The sequence below is a fragment of the Streptomyces sp. NPDC005728 genome (assembly GCF_040630895.1).
Taxonomy (GTDB): domain Bacteria; phylum Actinomycetota; class Actinomycetes; order Streptomycetales; family Streptomycetaceae; genus Streptomyces.
In genome coordinates this window covers 26,626-42,422 of sequence record NZ_JBEXYL010000035.1, presented here as the reverse complement: position 1 = coordinate 42,422, position 15,797 = coordinate 26,626, and the positions used below count along the sequence as shown (strand labels likewise).

At 70.5% G+C, this 15,797-nt stretch carries 21 protein-coding genes and 1 pseudogene; 9 read left to right on the top strand and 13 right to left on the bottom strand.

The window, feature by feature from the left end:
* Window positions 1-17: 17 nt before the first annotated feature.
* From ABZ471_RS23685 to ABZ471_RS23660, 6 genes are all read right to left on the bottom strand, one after another.
* Entirely contained in the window at window positions 18-1,466 is a 1,449-nt protein-coding gene (locus ABZ471_RS23685; RefSeq protein WP_359068784.1) for a HAMP domain-containing sensor histidine kinase, read from the bottom strand.
* On the bottom strand, window positions 1,463-2,197 hold the full coding sequence (locus ABZ471_RS23680) for a response regulator transcription factor (RefSeq protein ID WP_359068783.1): 735 nt from the start codon (window positions 2,195-2,197) through the stop codon (window positions 1,463-1,465). The genes ABZ471_RS23685 and ABZ471_RS23680 overlap by 4 nt, the downstream gene beginning before the upstream one ends.
* A 110-nt stretch (window positions 2,198-2,307) precedes the next feature.
* Window positions 2,308-2,538 (bottom strand): hypothetical protein, encoded by a 231-nt coding sequence (locus tag ABZ471_RS23675; RefSeq protein WP_359068782.1) that lies wholly within the window; start codon window positions 2,536-2,538, stop codon window positions 2,308-2,310.
* A gap of 40 nt (window positions 2,539-2,578) precedes the next feature.
* Window positions 2,579-3,574, bottom strand: a complete 996-nt coding sequence (locus ABZ471_RS23670) for a trypsin-like peptidase domain-containing protein (protein ID WP_359068781.1) — start codon at window positions 3,572-3,574, stop codon at window positions 2,579-2,581.
* Between the two features lie 114 nt (window positions 3,575-3,688).
* Window positions 3,689-4,708 carry a LacI family DNA-binding transcriptional regulator gene (locus tag ABZ471_RS23665; protein ID WP_359068780.1) on the bottom strand — a complete coding sequence of 340 codons (1,020 nt, stop codon included), beginning with the start codon at window positions 4,706-4,708 and terminating at the stop codon, window positions 3,689-3,691.
* Window positions 4,709-4,805: 97 nt separating this feature from the next.
* On the bottom strand, window positions 4,806-5,585 hold the full coding sequence (locus tag ABZ471_RS23660) for a response regulator transcription factor (protein WP_359068779.1): 780 nt from the start codon (window positions 5,583-5,585) through the stop codon (window positions 4,806-4,808).
* Window positions 5,586-5,756: 171 nt separating this feature from the next.
* Here ABZ471_RS23660 and ABZ471_RS23655 point away from each other — a divergent pair, with 171 nt between their 5' ends.
* The 3 genes from ABZ471_RS23655 to ABZ471_RS23645 are packed head-to-tail and all read left to right on the top strand — an operon-like array spanning window position 5,757 to window position 8,093.
* Entirely contained in the window at window positions 5,757-6,608 is an 852-nt protein-coding gene (locus tag ABZ471_RS23655) for an alpha/beta fold hydrolase (RefSeq protein ID WP_359068778.1), read from the top strand.
* Between the two features lie 47 nt (window positions 6,609-6,655).
* Window positions 6,656-6,910 carry a MoaD/ThiS family protein gene (locus ABZ471_RS23650; RefSeq protein ID WP_359068777.1) on the top strand — a complete coding sequence of 85 codons (255 nt, stop codon included), beginning with the start codon at window positions 6,656-6,658 and terminating at the stop codon, window positions 6,908-6,910.
* A 4-nt stretch (window positions 6,911-6,914) separates the two neighbouring features.
* A complete protein-coding gene (locus tag ABZ471_RS23645; RefSeq protein WP_359068776.1) occupies window positions 6,915-8,093 on the top strand; it encodes a hypothetical protein in 1,179 nt (392 codons plus the stop codon).
* Between the two features lie 162 nt (window positions 8,094-8,255).
* On the opposite strand, the gene ABZ471_RS23640 is transcribed toward ABZ471_RS23645, so the two are convergent.
* The 4 genes from ABZ471_RS23640 to ABZ471_RS23625 all read right to left on the bottom strand — a co-directional run bounded on the left by ABZ471_RS23640 (window position 8,256) and on the right by ABZ471_RS23625 (window position 10,578).
* Window positions 8,256-8,543, bottom strand: a complete 288-nt coding sequence (locus ABZ471_RS23640; RefSeq protein WP_359068775.1) for a DUF1416 domain-containing protein — start codon at window positions 8,541-8,543, stop codon at window positions 8,256-8,258.
* A 44-nt stretch (window positions 8,544-8,587) separates the two neighbouring features.
* A complete protein-coding gene (locus tag ABZ471_RS23635; protein WP_359068774.1) occupies window positions 8,588-9,433 on the bottom strand; it encodes a sulfurtransferase in 846 nt (281 codons plus the stop codon).
* A 128-nt stretch (window positions 9,434-9,561) separates the two neighbouring features.
* The gene (locus ABZ471_RS23630) at window positions 9,562-9,642 is read right to left on the bottom strand and encodes an Ms5788A family Cys-rich leader peptide (RefSeq protein WP_350751515.1); all 81 of its coding nucleotides are present in this window, start codon (window positions 9,640-9,642) and stop codon (window positions 9,562-9,564) included.
* 198 nt (window positions 9,643-9,840) lie between these two features.
* Window positions 9,841-10,578, bottom strand: a complete 738-nt coding sequence (locus ABZ471_RS23625) for a DUF2993 domain-containing protein (protein ID WP_359068773.1) — start codon at window positions 10,576-10,578, stop codon at window positions 9,841-9,843.
* A 119-nt stretch (window positions 10,579-10,697) separates the two neighbouring features.
* Between ABZ471_RS23625 and ABZ471_RS23620 the strand changes: the two genes are divergently transcribed.
* On the top strand, window positions 10,698-10,961 hold the full coding sequence (locus ABZ471_RS23620; RefSeq protein ID WP_359068772.1) for a DUF3099 domain-containing protein: 264 nt from the start codon (window positions 10,698-10,700) through the stop codon (window positions 10,959-10,961).
* A 34-nt stretch (window positions 10,962-10,995) separates the two neighbouring features.
* On the opposite strand, the gene ABZ471_RS23615 is transcribed toward ABZ471_RS23620, so the two are convergent.
* The 3 genes from ABZ471_RS23615 to ABZ471_RS23605 are packed head-to-tail and all read right to left on the bottom strand — an operon-like array spanning window position 10,996 to window position 11,998.
* Window positions 10,996-11,358: a DsrE family protein gene (locus tag ABZ471_RS23615; RefSeq protein WP_359068771.1), complete on the bottom strand. Its 363-nt coding sequence runs from the start codon at window positions 11,356-11,358 to the stop codon at window positions 10,996-10,998.
* On the bottom strand, window positions 11,343-11,597 hold the full coding sequence (locus tag ABZ471_RS23610; protein WP_359068770.1) for a hypothetical protein: 255 nt from the start codon (window positions 11,595-11,597) through the stop codon (window positions 11,343-11,345). Before ABZ471_RS23610 ends, ABZ471_RS23615 begins: the two co-directional genes overlap by 16 nt.
* The gene (locus ABZ471_RS23605; RefSeq protein ID WP_359068769.1) at window positions 11,594-11,998 is read right to left on the bottom strand and encodes a hypothetical protein; all 405 of its coding nucleotides are present in this window, start codon (window positions 11,996-11,998) and stop codon (window positions 11,594-11,596) included. The genes ABZ471_RS23610 and ABZ471_RS23605 overlap by 4 nt, the downstream gene beginning before the upstream one ends.
* Window positions 11,999-12,161: 163 nt before the next feature.
* On the opposite strand from ABZ471_RS23605, the pseudogene ABZ471_RS23600 reads away from it, so the two are divergent.
* The 5 genes and pseudogenes from ABZ471_RS23600 (at window position 12,162) to ABZ471_RS23580 (ending at window position 15,683) form a co-directional block, all read left to right on the top strand.
* Window positions 12,162-13,013: pseudogene (locus ABZ471_RS23600) on the top strand (helix-turn-helix transcriptional regulator).
* Window positions 12,986-13,255: a DUF397 domain-containing protein gene (locus ABZ471_RS23595; protein ID WP_359068768.1), complete on the top strand. Its 270-nt coding sequence runs from the start codon at window positions 12,986-12,988 to the stop codon at window positions 13,253-13,255. Before ABZ471_RS23600 ends, ABZ471_RS23595 begins: the two are co-directional and overlap by 28 nt.
* Before the next feature lie 63 nt (window positions 13,256-13,318).
* Complete coding sequence (locus ABZ471_RS23590) at window positions 13,319-14,053, top strand: hypothetical protein (protein WP_359068767.1); 735 nt, start codon at window positions 13,319-13,321, stop codon at window positions 14,051-14,053.
* A complete protein-coding gene (locus tag ABZ471_RS23585; RefSeq protein WP_359068766.1) occupies window positions 14,050-14,838 on the top strand; it encodes a hypothetical protein in 789 nt (262 codons plus the stop codon). The genes ABZ471_RS23590 and ABZ471_RS23585 overlap by 4 nt, the downstream gene beginning before the upstream one ends.
* Window positions 14,835-15,683 carry a hypothetical protein gene (locus ABZ471_RS23580; RefSeq protein WP_359068765.1) on the top strand — a complete coding sequence of 283 codons (849 nt, stop codon included), beginning with the start codon at window positions 14,835-14,837 and terminating at the stop codon, window positions 15,681-15,683. The genes ABZ471_RS23585 and ABZ471_RS23580 overlap by 4 nt, the downstream gene beginning before the upstream one ends.
* Window positions 15,684-15,797 lie beyond the last annotated feature (114 nt).

Sequence of the window (15,797 nt, the reverse complement as noted above, 5' to 3'; positions counted from 1 at the left end):
GCACGGGAAGGTTGCCGCTAGGCCGCTTCCGGCGGCCGGGTCGGTGCGCCCGGCAGGCGTACGGTCGCCACCGTGCCGCCACCCTCCGCCCGTGCCAGGGTGACCTGGCCGCCCGCCTGCTGGACCGTGCGGGCGACGATGGAGAGGCCGAGGCCCGAGCCGGGGAGGGCGCGGGCGCTGGGGGAGCGCCAGAAGCGGTCGAAGACGTGCGGGAGTTCGTCCTCCGCGATGCCGGGGCCGTGGTCCCGTACCGTCAGTACGCCCTCGCTCAGCTGCGCCTCGATCGTGCCGCCGTCGGGGCTGAACTTCACCGCGTTGTCGAGGATGTTGACGATGGCCCGCTCCAGCGCGGAGGGCTCCGCCCGGACGAACCAGGGCTTCAGGTCGGCGGTGATCGTCAGCTCCGGGCCGCGCAGGCGGGCGCGGCCCAGGGCGGCTTCGACGGTGTCCTGGAAGGAGACCACCTGGACGCGTTCGCCGCGCTGGCCCTCCGAGCGGGACAGTTCCTGCAGGTCGCCGATCAGCGCGGCCAGCTCCGTCATCTGCGCCTTCACGGAGGCGAGGAGTGCCTTGCGGTCCTCCGGGGGGAGCGGGCGGCCCGTCTCCTCGCTCCGGGTGAGCAGTTCGATGTTGGTGCGCAGGGAGGTGAGGGGGGTGCGCAGTTCGTGGCCGGCGTCGGCGATCAGCTGCTGCTGGAGGTCGCGGGAGCTGGCGAGGGAGGCGGTCATCGAGTTGAAGGACCGGGAGAGCCGGGCGACTTCGTCCTCGCTGTCGTCCTCCACGGGGATGCGGATGGCGAGGTCCTCGGTCCGGGCCACGTGTTCCACCGCCTCGGTGAGCTTGTCGACGGGGCGCAGACCCGCGCGGGCCACGGCGAGACCCGCGGCGCCCGCTCCGATCACTCCGACGCCGGAGACGAGGAGCAGGATGAGGGCGAGGTCGTTGAGGGTCTTCTGGGTGTCCGCGAGGGAGACGGCGGACATGACCGCGATGCCCGGGTAGGGCTCGATCTCAGGGCCCATCGCCACCGGGACGGCCGTGATCATCACCCGGACGTCGTTGCCCTTGCTGTCGGTGCTGTTGTGGAAGATGTGCTTGCGAAGGGCGGGGTTCTTCGTCGCGTTCCGGTCCGTGGTCGTCACCTTCACCACGCCCTCGGAGTTCGGCACGACGCAGGTCTTTCCGTCGGCCGTCACCACCTGGAGGTAGAGGAAGGAGGGACGGCCGTCCGAGTCGTCGGCCGTCTGGGGACACGCCGCCACCAGCGCGGTGACGTCGTCGGCGGACAGCATCCGCCCGGCGAAACCCGAAAGACGGTCGTCGACCTGGTCGTACAGCTTCTGTTGCACGATGAACCAGCACGTCACCGATACCGCCGCCACCGCGAACGCCACCGCCGCCGCCACCAGCACCGCCAGTCGCGCGCGGATCGGCAGGGCCCGGTACCGGCGTACCAGCTTGTTCACTCCGCGCCGCCCTGTCGGAGCACGTACCCCACGCCCCTGACCGTGTGCACGAGGCGCGGCTCGCCGCCGGCCTCCGTCTTGCGGCGCAGGTACATGACGTAGACGTCCAGGGAGTTGGACGACGGCTCGAAGTCGAAGCCCCACACCGCCTTGAGGATCTGCTCGCGGGTGAGGACCTGGCGCGGGTGGGCCATGAACATCTCGAGGAGGGTGAACTCCGTGCGGGTCAGTTCGACCTGGCGGCCGCCCCGGGTGACCTCGCGCGTCGCCAGGTCCATGCGCAGGTCGCCGAAGGTCAGCGCCTCGTCCTCCTGGGCCTCGGGGGAGACGGCCACCGCGTAGGAGCTGCGGCGCAGCAGCGCGCGGATGCGGGCGAAGAGTTCGTCCAGTTCGAAGGGCTTGACGAGGTAGTCGTCGGCGCCCGCGTCCAGCCCCGTCACGCGGTCGCCCACCGTGTCGCGGGCCGTCAGCATCAGGATCGGTGTGGTGTCACCCGCGCCCCGGATACGGCGCGCCGCCGTCAGCCCGTCCATCCTCGGCATCTGGATGTCCAGGACGACCAGGTCGGGCTGGTAGGCCGTGGCCTTGTCCAGCGCGTCCGCGCCGTCGACGGCGACCTGCGTGTCGTACCCCTCGAAGGCGAGGCTGCGCTGGAGCGCCTCGCGGACGGCGGGCTCGTCGTCGACGATCAGGATGCGCTGGGTGTCACGGTCGCCTTCGGCGGGGCTCATCGCTCGAGATTCCTCGGGGTGCGGTGGGGGGTGGGGGTGGTGGGTCGGGTGGTCGGAGTGTCTCTCAGCGTCGCATGTTTCCGGGCCGCCCGGCATGCGCGCCGGGCGGCTCAGCCCTCCAGCGCGGTCAGCTCGCGGATCGCCGTGAGGCGGTGCAGCGGCACCTTGCGGCGGTGCGGGCGGTCGGCGGAGGTGCGCAGGCCCATCAGCTGGGGGACCGGGGGGACCTCCGGGGAGCGCGGGGCCGAGGTCGGCGCGTGCAGTTCGTACGCGACCGAGAGTGCCAGGGTCAGGTCGGCCGGCCCGATGCCGGCGATCGCGTGGAAAGCCTGCTTGATCATGACGTTCTCCCTCTGCTCCCCTGCACCCCGCACGGGGGTGTCAGCTGGTGGAGCCCGCCCGCAGCTTGGCCAGGTCGGACTTGACGGTGTTGATCGGGATCGCGAAGCCGAGGCCGATGCTGCCCGCGTCCGAGGAGGACGAGGCCTGTGAACTCGACGAGTACATCGCGGAGTTGATGCCGATGATGTTGCCGTTCGCGTCGATGAGCGCGCCGCCGGAGTTGCCGGGGTTGAGCGAGGCGTCCGTCTGGATCGCCTTGTAGGTCGTCGTGGACGAGCCGGTGTCGCCGTTGAACTCGCGGCCGCCGAACTGGAACGGCCACTGCCCGTCGCCGCCCTGGCCCTGGCCTTGGCTCTCGTCCGTGGAGACGGTCACGTCACGGTCGAGCGCGGAGACGATGCCGCTGGTGACGGTGCCGGTCAGGCCCTCGGGGGAGCCGATCGCCACGACCGTGTCACCGACCTGGACGCCCGACGAGTTGCCGAGCGAGGCGGCCTTGAGGCCGGAGGCGCCCTTCAGCTTGATCAGCGCGAGGTCCTTGGAGCTGTCGGTGCCGACGATCTCGGCGGTGTAGCTCTTGCCATTGCTGGTGCGCACCTTGATCGAGGTGGCGCCGGAGACGACGTGATTGTTGGTGACGATCTCGCCGTTGCCGGTGATGACGACGCCGGAGCCGGTGGACGAGCCGTTGCCGAGCGTCGCCTGGACCTCGACCACGCTCGGGCTGACCGCGGAGGCGATCGCCGCGACGTCGCCCTTCTTGCTGGAGGGCACCACGTTGGTGGTGGCACCGGCGGAGTCGACCGTGTCCTTGCCGGTCAGCTCCTGGAAGGCGTAGGCCGTGCCGCCGCCGACCGCGGCCGCGACGATCGCCACCGCCGCGAGCAGTCCGATCGGGCGGCGGGCGCGCTTCTTCCTCGGCTCGGGGTCCGGGGCCGCCACGGGCTGGTACGGCGGCGGGGGCGGCCACTCGGGGTTCACGGGAGCGGAGTAGAGGTGCTGCTGCTGGGTGTATGAGCCCTGGCTCTCGGTCATGACAATGAGCATGTCCCGCAACCATGAGAGCTTCCTGAGTGCTCCCTGAGAAGCCCGGCAGAACCTCGTTTGCCCGATATAAAGGCGGCTCGGCCCCAGCTCGTGCGGTTGTGGTCAGCAGCCGCAGCTCGTGCGGACCACCAGCCGGGACGGGAACGTCTTCAGGCGCTCGCGCCGCGAACCCGCCACCCTGAGTCCGTCGTCCAGGACGAGGTCCACCGCGGCCCGGGCCATCGCCGAGCGGTCCGAGGCGACGGTCGTCAGGGGCGGGTCGGCGAGCGCCGCCTCCTTGATGTCGTCGAACCCGGCCACCGCCAGCTCACCGGGCACGTCGATGCGCAGCTCGCGCGCGGCCCGCAGCAGGCCGATCGCCTGGTCGTCGGTGGAGCAGAAGACCGCGGGCGGCCGGTTCGGGCCGGACAGGACCTCCAGGGCCACGCGATAGGCGTCGTAGCGGTTGTACGGCGCCTCGAACAGCCGGCCCTCGGTGGTCAGGCCCGCCTCGTCCATGGCCCGCTTCCAGCCGTCGACGTGGTCGGAGACCGGGTCGCCCACGGCCGGCGTCTCCGCCGTACCGCCCATACAGGCGACGTACTCGTAGCCGTGCTCCAGCAGGTGGCGTACGGCGAGCTGGGCGCCGCCCAGGTCGTCGGTGACGACGGCGACGTCGTCGATGGCCTCGGGGCGCTCGTGCAGCAGCACCACCCGGGCGTCCCAGGCCTCGATCTCGGCGGCCGCGAGGTCGTTCAGGGCATGGGAGACGAGGATCAGGCCGGACACCCGCATGCCGAGGAACGCGCGCAGGTAATGGACCTCGCGTTCGCCGATGTAATCGGTGTTGCCGACGAGCACCATCTTCCCGCGCTCGGAGGCGGCCTGCTCGACCGCGTGCGCCATCTCGCCGAAGAAGGGCTGGCGGGCGTCCGGGATGATCAGACCTATGAGATCCGTGCGCCGGGACGCCATCGCCTGGGCGACCCGGTCGGGGCGGTACCCCAGTTCCTTGATCGCCGCGAGGACACGCTCGCGCGTGGCCGGGGCGACCGGCCGGGGTCCGTTGTTGATGACATAACTGACGACGGCGGTGGAGGTCCCAGCCAGCCGTGCCACATCATCCCGAGTCACCTTGGCCACGCGCGGAGTCTACGCGGATTGACCCGCTCTGGGCAGGGCGTATCGCATCCCGGCTGTGCGGAAGCAATGCCCCGCCGGAGCGGTGGTCATGCGTCTGCTAGGCGTCCGCGTGGAGCTCGGAGCCGTCCAGGGCGGCGGATGCGTCCGCATCCTCCGTCTTTGCCCGGTCCGCCTTGGCCTTGGCCTCGTCGCCGGACCGGTCGCCCTTCTCGGGCGTAACGAATCGATAACCGACGTTCCGGACGGTTCCGATCAGCGACTCGTGTTCGGGGCCGAGCTTGGCGCGCAGCCGCCGTACGTGCACGTCCACGGTCCGGGTGCCGCCGAAGTAGTCGTAGCCCCACACCTCCTGCAGCAGCTGGGCGCGGGTGAAGACCCGGCCCGGGTGCTGGGCGAGGTATTTGAGCAGCTCGAACTCCTTGAAGGTCAGGTCGAGGACCCGGCCCTTGAGCTTGGCGGAGTAGGTCGCCTCGTCCACGGAGAGGTCGCCGTTGCGGATCTCCATCGGCGAGTCGTCGTTGACGATCTGCTGGCGGCCCATGGCGAGTCGGAGGCGGGCCTCGACCTCGGCCGGACCCGCGGTGTCGAGCAGAACGTCGTCGATGCCCCAGTCGGCGGTCACGGCGGCCAGGCCGCCCTCGGTGACGACGAGGACGAGCGGACAGCCGGGGCCGGTGGAGCGCAGCAGCTGGCACAGGCTGCGCACCTGCGGCAGGTCGCGGCGGCCGTCGATGAGGATGACGTCGGCGCCGGGGGTGTCGACGAGAGCGGGTCCCTCGGCCGGGGCCACCCGCACGTTGTGCAGGAGCAGGCCGAGCGCGGGCAGCACCTCCGTCGACGGCTGGAGGGCGTTGGTCAGGAGCAGCAGAGAACTCATATGTCTGGTTCCTCCTCGGTCCCTGCGAGGACGTGTGCGGTGCGGCACTGCTCTGCGATCCCGGTGGCCCCGTACACCTGCGGTTTCCCGCTTCGTATACAACGCTTCCGAAAGCACAAAAGGACCCGGGGGCTACGCTGCCCGAGTCCTCTGCCCAGCAGAATAGCCCACATGAGCAACCGTCCGGCAGGTCATGCGGCACGTTCCACCGTTCGTCCGAATACCGAGACAGGCAGACAGGGCCCTATCCGGACGTTTCTGCGCACGGCCGACGGAGTTCCGGTCGATTCCGTATACAACCCGACCGCGGTCGTATACGAAGCGGCGCCGGACGCCTCCTGTCCACCCTCCCGTGACCTCGTGTTCGTGATCGCCCACGGCTTCACCGGGGACGTGGACCGGCCGCACGTACGAAGGGTGGCGGGTGTCCTCGCCCGTTACGGCGCCGTCGTCACCTTCTCCTTCCGGGGCCACGGTGCCTCGGGCGGCCGGTCCACGGTCGGCGACAGGGAGGTCCTGGACCTGGCCGCCGCGGTGGAGTGGGCGCGCGGCTTCGGGCACGCGCGCGTGGTGACCGTCGGCTTCTCCATGGGCGGCTCCGTGGTGCTGCGGCACGCGGCCCTGCGGCCGGGCACGGTCGACGCGGTGGTGTCGGTCAGCGCCCCCGCGCGCTGGTACTACCGGGGCACCGCGCCCATGCGCCGCCTGCACTGGCTGGTCACCCGCCCCGAGGGCCGCCTGGTCAGCCGCTACGGACTGCGCACGCGCATCCACCACCGCGACTGGGACCCGGTGCCGCTCTCCCCGGTCCAGGCCGTCCCGAGGATCGCCCCCACCCCGCTCCTCGTCGTGCACCGCGACCGCGACGGCTATTTCCCGCTCGACCACCCCAGGATGCTGGCCGAGGCCGCCGGCGAGCACGGCCAACTCTGGGTGGAGCCCGGCATGGGCCACGCCGAGCACGCGGCGGACGAGGCCCTGCTGGCCCGGATCGGGAACTGGGCCTGCACCCCGGTGCCTTAGCCTGGCAGCGTCCGTCCCTACTCTTCCGCCGTTGATAGAGGAACCAGATGCCCAAGGTCACGGTCCGCTACTGGGCCGCTGCCAAGGCCGCGGCCCAGGTCGCCGAGGAGCCGTACGACGCGGCCACACTCGCCGACGCGCTCGCCGCGGTGCGTGAGCGACACCCCGGTGAACTCACGCGCGTCCTGCAGCGATGCTCCTTCCTCGTCGACGGTGACCCCGTGGGGACCCGCGCGCATGAGACGGTACGGCTGGCCGAGGGCGGCACGGTCGAGGTGCTCCCGCCGTTCGCAGGAGGGTGAGGCGATGAGCGACCAGCCGTATCAGGGCGGGCCGTACGAGGGGTACGACCCGTACGGACAGCAGCAACAGCAACAGCAGCAGAACCACCAGCAGCAACAGCAGCAGGCGGCGCAGGCGTGGTCCGGGCAGCCCCAGGGCGGGTACGACGCGTACGGGCAGTACGGCCAGTACGCCGACCCGTACCCGCAGGCCGGGTACGACCCGCAGCACACCCAGCAGTGGCAGGGCCAGACCTGGGAGACGCAGACGCACGCACACGTGCAGGCGGCGGAGCCGGCGTACCTGCCGCCGCAGGAGCCGTACGCCCCGCAGGCCCCGGCCCCCGAACCCCAGCGGCACCAGCAGCCGGAGCCCGCCCCCGCCCCCGGTCCCGAACCGGAGGGCGAGCCCGGCTTCGGACCCGCCACCCTCGCCGGGAACTCGCGCGTCACCGACGCCCAGCGGGCCCGTCTGGAGGGCCGCTCCCCGATCATCGAGCCCGGCATGCAGCCGGCGCTGCTCACCGCCGTGCTGGGCCTGCTGCTCGCCGCGACGGCCCCGATCGCCTCGTACGCCCTCGTCGTACCGCTGGTCCTGCTCCAGGCCGTGACGGCAGCGGGCTGGTTCCGGCTGAACGGCATGTGGCCCGCCCGGCAGGGCATCGCGCTGGCCTTCGCGGGCGGGCTCACCGCGGACGTGGCGGTCCTGGCCGCGGGCCGCGACCACGCGCCGGCCGCGATCCTCGGCCCCCTCGGCATCTGGGTCCTGCTGGCCCTGGTCCTCCAGCTGCGCTCGCACGCCTCGCCCGACGAGCGGATGTACGGCCTGATGGCGACGGTCGCCTCCTCGGCCCTGGCGGTCCTCGCGACGGGCTACCTGGCCGCCGACCCGCACGCGGTGTCGGTGGGCGCGGCAGCCGTGGCGGTGGCCGTCCTGGCGCGCGCCCTGCCCCTGCCCACCCCCGCCTCGGTCGTCGTCTCCCTGCTGGCCGCGGCGGGCGCGGGCATCGCGGTGGGCGGCATGACGGACTTCGGCACCAAGGGCGCCGCCCTGGGAGCGGCGGCAGCGGTCTGCGCCCTGATCGGGCACCGGGTCGCCAGCTACGACTACCCCTCCCGCTTCGTCCACTTCACAGCGGGCGTGGCGCTGCCCTTGTCGGCGGCGGCCCCGGTGGTGTGGCTAGTGGGACGTGCGCTCGGCTGAGCGCCTGAAAGGGGCGCGGGCAACTGCGCGACCAGCCACGATGCACCCGCAGTCAGGAACGGCGAAACACCCCCACGGCGCATGCCCGAAGGGCCGCATCCCCCTCCACCGGTGTCCGACCCGGAGGGGGATGCGGCCCTTCAGCCGTCACAGGGAACCCACTCAGACCGCGATCGCGACCTCCGCAAGCCCACCATGCTGGGCGACGACCGTACGGTCGGCCGTCGCACCGGGGACGAGGGCGCGGACGGTCCAGGTGCCCTCCGCCGCATAGAAGCGGAACTGCCCCGTGGCGGAGGTGGGGACCTCCGCGGTGAACTCGCCGGTCGAGTCCAGCAGACGGACGTAGCCGGTCACCGGCTCGCCGTCGCGGGTCACCTGACCCTGGATCGTGGTCTCACCGGGCTTGATCGTCGAGGCGTCCGGGCCGCCGGCCTTCGCTCCACACATGACTGTCTCCAGAGGGGTCTGACCAGAAGGTCGGTCGGGATGGGTTACTTGTTGGCGCCGAGCTCGATCGGCACGCCGACGAGGGAGCCGTACTCGGTCCAGGAGCCGTCGTAGTTCTTGACGTTCTGGACGCCGAGCAGCTCGTGCAGCACGAACCAGGTCAGGGCCGAGCGCTCACCGATGCGGCAGTAGGCGATCGTGTCCTTGGCGAGGTCCACGCTCTCCTCGGCGTACAGCTCCTTCAGGTCGTCGTCCGACTTGAAGGTGCCGTCGTCGTTGGCGTTCTTCGACCACGGGATGTTGCGGGCGGTCGGGACGTGGCCCGGACGCTGCGACTGCTCCTGCGGCAGGTGGGCCGGGGCGAGCAGCTTGCCGGAGAACTCGTCGGGCGAGCGGACGTCGACCAGGTTCTGCGCGCCGATCGAGGCGACCACGTCGTCACGGAAGGCACGGATGGAGGTGTCCTGCGCCTTGGCCTTGTAGTCGGTCGAGGCGCGCTCGGGCACGTCGGAGCCGTCGACCAGCTCGCGGGCGTCCAGCTCCCACTTCTTGCGGCCACCGTCGAGAAGCTTGACGTTCTCGTGGCCGTACAGCTTGAAGTACCAGTAGGCGTACGACGCGAACCAGTTGTTGTTGCCGCCGTAGAGGATCACCAGGGTGTCGTTGGCGATGCCCTTCTTCGACAGGAGCTTCTCGAAGCCGTCCTGGTCGATGAAGTCACGGCGGACCGGGTCCTGGAGGTCCTTGGTCCAGTCGATGCGGATCGCGTTCTTGATGTGGTTCTTCTCGTAGGCGCTGGTGTCCTCGTCGACCTCGACGATGGCGATCGTCGAGTCGTCCAGGTGGTCCTGCAGCCAGTCGGCGTCGACCAGGACGTCGCTGCGGCTCATGCTCTTTCTCCTCCGGGGCAGTTACGGCGGGGCGTACGAGTGCGAGGGGTGCGTGCCCGGGACCGAGCGACGCACGGGTGCCCTTCGAACAGGGCGGGTGAGGGATGCGGAAGTGCGCGGACTTCGGCTCAGAAGGGGCGACAGAGCATGGCGGCAACGCGGCACAGGTCCACTGCCCGCCGCTTCGTGAGATCCGCCTGTCGCTTCATGGCCCCGATCGTAGGGACGTCCGGGCGGGCGTGTCACCGGTGTGTCGAATTTTGAGACGCGATCGTCCGAATGGCGGAACGACAGAGCGCCCGGGCCGTCGCGGGACGGCTTCCGGGCGCTCGTGTGGGTCCATGCATCTGCGGTGCGGACGCGCGTGTCTCGACTTTCGGACACGCGCGGTTTCACCGGCAGTCGTACTACCCCGCCAGCTTGACGTCCGAACCCTTCACGCTGATCTCCACACCGTTCTCGGCGGCCTGCACCTTGTCCAGCTTGATGCCGCCGGGGAGCTGGTCGACGGCCTGCTGGAAGTCGGTGATCTGGCGGATGCGGCCCTCGGCGATGGCGGCGCCGCCGAGCGCGGGCAGCGAGTCGGCGTGCACCTTGACCTTGTCGTTCTCGACGGTGACCGTGCTGAGGACGTAGACCGGGTTGGGCAGCTTGGTGCCGAGGACCGTGGCGTCCACCGCGACCTTGATCTTGCCGTTGCCGCCGTCGGACAGGCCGACGACCTGGGCTGTGACGCCCGGGGCGACCGGGGTCGGCTCGGACTTGGCGGTCTTCAGCAGCTCGTCGTACGCGATCGTCGCGGTGCCGGTGGCGGTGGCCGCGGTGGCGGAGCTGTAGTCGCCGGAGAAGTCGACGCCCTTCATGTCTGCCTTGAGGTCGTCGATGCGGATGGTCTTGCCGCCGGTGCCGGTGGCCGCCTCGTAGTCCTGGATGCCGACCTCGACGTCGTCCAGGGAGCCGCCCGCGACCTGGGTGAGGAAGGGGAAGCCCTTGATGTTCACGTCCGGGGTCGACGCCAGGTTCTCCGTCGTCTTGAGCTTGTCCGCGGCCTCGCCCTCGGCGAAGTGCACCGCGACACGGTCGGCGATCACGAAGAGCCCGCCCAGGACCACGACGATGATCAGGATTATTCGCAGGGCGCGCATGTGGTGGTTCCCCCGGGTCGGCGGTGGTGTACGGCTACGCCACGGTAACCCCGCGGGGCTGGGCCGGGGCGGGTTTGTGGATCAGTTGTGACAGGCGTCGGGAGGCCTACCCTGGACTCATGTACGCACGGCGACGTCACGTGTACTTCGCCATGATGGGGACGTGCCTCACGCTCTTCGTCCTGGCGTGGGCGGTCGTGCGTCTCTGGTCGATCCCGGTGGCCGTCGGCATGTGCGTGGTGGCCATGATCATCCCGCCGGTTGCCGCGATGATCGCGAACCGGCGGGGACCGGAGGACCGCTGGTGGGACGACCCGTCCGGCGATCCCAAGTCCGACGAGTGGTGGGACGAGCTGGACGGCAAGAAGCGTCCCAGGCCCTAGCGTCCGAGGTCCTGGCGTCCGAGGTCCTGGCGTCTCAGTAGACGAGCGCCTGCGTCTCGTCCGTCAGGGCCTCCTGCACGAAGACCTGCGCGCCCGCGATCCGTACGCCCTCGATCACGTCCTTCTCCGTGATCTCCCGCCGGGCCGCGCACTGCGTGCACAGGGTGATGCGGCCGGCCGCGAGGATCGAGTCGATCAGGTCCGGCAGCGGAGCCGCGTGCGGCAGCTCGAACTCGGCGGCCCGCCCCGGCAGCGCGAACCAGGACGACTCCCCGGTCAGCCACAGCGACACCTCGACCCCGCTGGCCACAGCCACTGCCGCCACCGTGAACGCCTGCGAGCAGCGCTCGGGGGCATCGGCCCCGGCGGTCACCTTGATCACTAGCTTCTTCGCCATGCCGGAAGCGTAGCCGCGACGACGATCGCCACGAGGAGTCCGGTGACGCTGAGGGCGGTGAGTACGGCGCTCACGGTGTCGCCGCCGACGCGCCGGGCCCGTCGGTGGCGGTGCGTACCGGGGTGGAACGGCGGGAGCACGTAGGCGGGGTCGAGGGGTTCCGGTGCGCGGTCCCGCTGCGGCGCCCGTTCCTGCTGCCGCTTGCACTCCTCGTAGGGCAGACCTCGGTCGCTCGTCATGCGCGGTGCTCCCTCCGCTGGTGCTGCCGCAGCAGCACGTTGGCATCGGTCTCCGCGCTGCGGTCGTACGTGGTGCGTGCCGCCTCGCGCCGCTCCGCCAGCTCGGTGCACACCGGGCAGCCGGGAACCGGCCGGGGCGGGCGGCTGACGTCCTGCGGGTCGGGCGGTGCGCTCGCGCCGGCCGCGCGGGTGTGCGCGTTCGTCGCCCGCACCTCGGCGCTCAGCCGCTCCCGGGGCGTGACCGGGCGCAGCGAGGCGGGGTCGGCCTGCCACTCCCGGCCACCGCCGACGGGGCGCAGCATCGCGTACGGGCCTGACTTGTCCTGGTACTCACCGATCCTGCTCGTCGCCGGGTCGTAGAGGAGGGATCCGGGTTCGAGGGGCTCCGACTTCGTTGTCATCGGGCTCGCTCCTTTCCGTGAACGCCTGTGCGCAGCGCGAACGTAGAACTACGCTGCGTGTTCGGGTGCTATGAGCATGGCGCACGGAAAAGGCGTTTGGGCTGTTGAGCGGCCCAACTTCAACGCAGGGCCCGCCAAATTCAACAAATTCAACAGGAGCGGGATGCCGCAACGACTGGTGATCACGGGACGGAGTCAGGAGCCAAGGGGGCGATTCATCGAGGAGTTACGACGCCTGAGGACCGAACGGGGCCTGAGCCTGCGGGATCTCGCGAAGGAGGTGGGCTGGGACGCGTCCCAGTTCAGCAAGATGGAGAGCGGGCGGACGCTGGGCGGCCCGGAGGTCGTACAGGCGCTGGACCAGTTCTACGGGGTGCCTGGGCTACTGGTGACGCTGTGGGAGTTGGCGGCGGCGGACCCGACTCAGTTCAAGGAGCGGTACCGGCGGTACATGCTTCTGGAGTCGGAGGCGGTGAGTCTTTGGCACTACGGCGTGAGCAGGCCGCCAGGGCTTCTTCAGACCGATGCATACGCACGTGAAGCGCTCATGGCGGGCGGGATCAAGGGAATCGAGCTGGACCAGCAGGTGGAAGCGCGCACCGGTCGGCGGGAACTGCTGGAGGGAGGAGATGCCCCGACGTTCCGCAGCATTCTGTCCGAGGCGGTCCTGTGGACTCCGTTGCCCAACCGGGGCGAGTGGCGGGAGCAGTTGGAGTACCTGGTGGAGATGTCGGAGCGCCCGAACATCACCCTCCAGGTATTGCCGTTCAGCGCCAGTTTTCACGGTCTGGCGAGCACCACCATGATGTTCCTACGGTTGCTGGACACCCGTACCGTGGCATACGCCGAGAACGACGTACACGGTTAACTGATCGCAGAACCGAGCAGAGTTGAGCGTTTCCAGCGCACTTATGATGCGCTGCGCGATGCGGCCCTGTCGCCAGCCGAGTCGCGGAAGTTCATCCTGCGGATGTTGGAGGAAGAGCCGTGCGAGCCATCGACCCGAACAACCTGACGTGGCGCAAGAGCAGCTACAGCAACTCGGACGGCGGTGAGTGCATCGAGGTCTCCGACGACCTCCTTCGCACAGCCGCCTGGCGCAAGAGCAGCTACAGCAACACGGACGGCGGCGACTGCGTCGAAGTCGCCGACAACCTCCCCCTCGTCCCCGTCCGTGACAGCAAGGACACCGCCCGCAGCCCCCTGATCTTCGCGGCCTCGGCCTGGGCGGCCTTCGTGGACGAGATCAAGCGCTGACCTGGTCCGAATCGTGATCTGCTCCTCTACAACTCCATGTGCATGCCATGGGTCTGCTGTGAGGTGCAAGCACCAGAGGAATCACCAGAAGAGAGACCCGGCCGACGCGGCCGTACGACGTGGCTGCTCGGCGCCGCCGCCCTGCTGGGCCTGGTCGCCGGCACCTGTGCCGGGTACCTCGTGCAGGCCGACCGCGAGCCCACGAAACTGCCGTCGCTCTCCCAGCCGGTGATCAAGCAGGCCGAGGGTGAGGTCGAGCCGCTCTCGGCTGCGCAGGACCGCAGGATCAGGACCGACGGCGACCTGCGCAAGCTGCTGCTGAGGAAGCCGGGCGGCGCGCGTGAGGTGAACTGGGTGCCTCGCGACGGCTGGATGGACCTGGCCGCGTACGCCGAGGAATACACCGGCCCGGCCGAAGAGTTCGGCAGGCTCGTGACCGACGAGTTCCGCCGGGCGGCCGTCACCGGCTGGAAGGCCGGCGGCTCGTACCGGGTGGAGATCCGGCTGGTCCAGTACCGGCAGGAGGACTCCATGGCGGCGGTCGACGGCAGCCGTAACCTCCACGACTGGGCGGAGAAGGAGTCCGCGACCGACAGCTGGAGCATCCCCGGAACCGGTGACGGCAGGGCGTACGTCCACACCCGGCCGCTCGGCGACCCCGGATACGAGCCGCTGTACTCCGCCGAGGCGCACGCCTGGCGCGGGGACATCGCGATGGAGATCTGGGTCTACGACAGCAAGCCGATCACCAAGAAGACGATCATGGACCTGGCCGAGCGGCAGATGGAGCGGCTGTGACCGAGACACAGATCGGGCCTCCCGAGCCGACCGCGCCGAAGCCCCGCCGCCGGGGCCGTATCGCCGCCCTCGCCGGTTCCGTGCTGCTGGCCGGGGCCCTCCTCGCCGGCGTGGGCTACACGGTCGTGACCGTGGACGGCGCCGACCGCGACGCGGGCGCTCCCGTCTGGAAGTTCCCGAAGGTGACGGCCGACAAGGACAAGACGACGACGCGGAAGGGGCTCGAGGGCATGCTCGTGCCGTACGGGACCGGCGCCTTGGTCCGCGGACCCGACATCGGGCAGTTCGGCTCCGAGGCGCAGCTCAGCGGCGCCCGGGCCACGGCCCTGCGGAAGGAGTCGGTGAGCGGCCTGCCTCGGTCCCTGCGCAAGCGACTGGAGCAGCAGATCGACCGGCAGCACATCAAAGGCATGGCGATGCGCAGCTATTTCAGCCAGGAATCAGACGGCTCTCGGGCCGAGGGCATCTATTCCGTGAGCGTCACGCTGACCCAGATGGAGGACAGGGCCGCGGTCCGCTCCATCTCGACGTTCCAGAACACGTTCCTCGACGCCCTGGGCGGTCTGCGTGAGGGCCCGAAGATCAAGGGCCACAAGAACGCCAAGTGTTTCCGCTCGCCCCAGGGCGCCGACGAGGATCTCGTCATGATGCTCTGCTCCGGGTACGTCGGCGACATCCTGGTCACCACGACCGCGGACGGCCCGAAATCGCTCGACGCCGACGGGGTCGCGAAGCTCCTGCGTACCCAACTCGACCGCATCGCCGAGCCGGGAGAGGCCGTATGAGCGAGCAGCAGACGACGACCGAGACCGCCGCGCAGATCGCGGCACCCGACCTTCCCACGGCCCCGCCGCCCGCCCCCGGCAAGGACCGCCGCGTCCTGCGGGCGCTGCTGCGCTGGACCGCGGCCGTCACGGTCTTCGCGGTGGCCGGGGCGGGAACGGCGTACGGGATCACCCGGATGGACCGGGCGGACGTCCCCGGGCTGGCCACCGCGTCGGACGGCCGCTGGGCCTACCCGGAGCTGACCAGGCCGCCCCTGCCCTCCGGCAGCCCCGCACCCTTCGCCGACGCGAACCGGGCCGGCGTCCACTACGCCGACCTGCGCGCCCTGGTCCTGCCCGCGCCCGCGGGCGCCAAGGAGGACAAGGCGCTGCGCGGCACGGACGGCTGGCTGGCGACGGAGGACTACCTGGCGGAGTACTCCCTCAAGGAGGACCGCGACGAGCTGCGGCAGAAGCTCGTCGACACCGGTCTGCGGCACATCGCGGCCCGTGGCTGGACCGCCCCGGACGGCACCCGGACCCGTATCTACCTGCTTCAGTTCGGTACGGCGAACGTCGTGGAGAACCAGTTCGCGAGCGACAACGTCGCCTACAGCACCCCGGCCTACCAGGTGCGCGGCTCCGGCGAGACCGTCTACGACGAGGGCTTTCCCGAGGCGGCAGCCGTCTCGCAGGTCGAGCGCACCGCCTACGCCGAGGCGAAGCCGTACGGTGCCGAGCAGGTCCGGCAGGCCTACGTCGCCGCGGCGGACGTCTTCGCGGTGATCCTGCAGTCCCGCAAGGGCACAGCCCCCGCCGTCCCCTTCCAGCAGACGGTCGTCCTGCAGAGCCAGCTGCTCGGCTGAGGTGTACCTGGCCAGGAGCGCCGGGCCCAGGCCGCGTAAGCTGGGCCCCGGCTCTGTCGTATGCCCACCCTCGCTCAAGGAGCACCCGTGGAGATCTTCTTCGAAACCCTGCTG

Coding starts and splice junctions, on each gene's coding strand:
- ABZ471_RS23630 (WP_350751515.1), bottom strand. CDS start 9,642: ATGAAGCGACAGGCGGATCTCACGAAGCGGCGGGCAGTGGACCTGTGC.
- ABZ471_RS23635 (WP_359068774.1), bottom strand. CDS start 9,433: ATGAGCCGCAGCGACGTCCTGGTCGACGCCGACTGGCTGCAGGACCAC.
- ABZ471_RS23650 (WP_359068777.1), top strand. CDS start 6,656: ATGCCCAAGGTCACGGTCCGCTACTGGGCCGCTGCCAAGGCCGCGGCC.
- ABZ471_RS23640 (WP_359068775.1), bottom strand. CDS start 8,543: ATGTGTGGAGCGAAGGCCGGCGGCCCGGACGCCTCGACGATCAAGCCC.
- ABZ471_RS23620 (WP_359068772.1), top strand. CDS start 10,698: ATGTACGCACGGCGACGTCACGTGTACTTCGCCATGATGGGGACGTGC.
- ABZ471_RS23625 (WP_359068773.1), bottom strand. CDS start 10,578: ATGCGCGCCCTGCGAATAATCCTGATCATCGTCGTGGTCCTGGGCGGG.
- ABZ471_RS23615 (WP_359068771.1), bottom strand. CDS start 11,358: ATGGCGAAGAAGCTAGTGATCAAGGTGACCGCCGGGGCCGATGCCCCC.
- ABZ471_RS23655 (WP_359068778.1), top strand. CDS start 5,757: ATGAGCAACCGTCCGGCAGGTCATGCGGCACGTTCCACCGTTCGTCCG.
- ABZ471_RS23610 (WP_359068770.1), bottom strand. CDS start 11,597: ATGACGAGCGACCGAGGTCTGCCCTACGAGGAGTGCAAGCGGCAGCAG.
- ABZ471_RS23670 (WP_359068781.1), bottom strand. CDS start 3,574: ATGACCGAGAGCCAGGGCTCATACACCCAGCAGCAGCACCTCTACTCC.
- ABZ471_RS23645 (WP_359068776.1), top strand. CDS start 6,915: ATGAGCGACCAGCCGTATCAGGGCGGGCCGTACGAGGGGTACGACCCG.
- ABZ471_RS23675 (WP_359068782.1), bottom strand. CDS start 2,538: ATGATCAAGCAGGCTTTCCACGCGATCGCCGGCATCGGGCCGGCCGAC.
- ABZ471_RS23660 (WP_359068779.1), bottom strand. CDS start 5,585: ATGAGTTCTCTGCTGCTCCTGACCAACGCCCTCCAGCCGTCGACGGAG.
- ABZ471_RS23680 (WP_359068783.1), bottom strand. CDS start 2,197: ATGAGCCCCGCCGAAGGCGACCGTGACACCCAGCGCATCCTGATCGTC.
- ABZ471_RS23605 (WP_359068769.1), bottom strand. CDS start 11,998: ATGACAACGAAGTCGGAGCCCCTCGAACCCGGATCCCTCCTCTACGAC.
- ABZ471_RS23580 (WP_359068765.1), top strand. CDS start 14,835: ATGAGCGAGCAGCAGACGACGACCGAGACCGCCGCGCAGATCGCGGCA.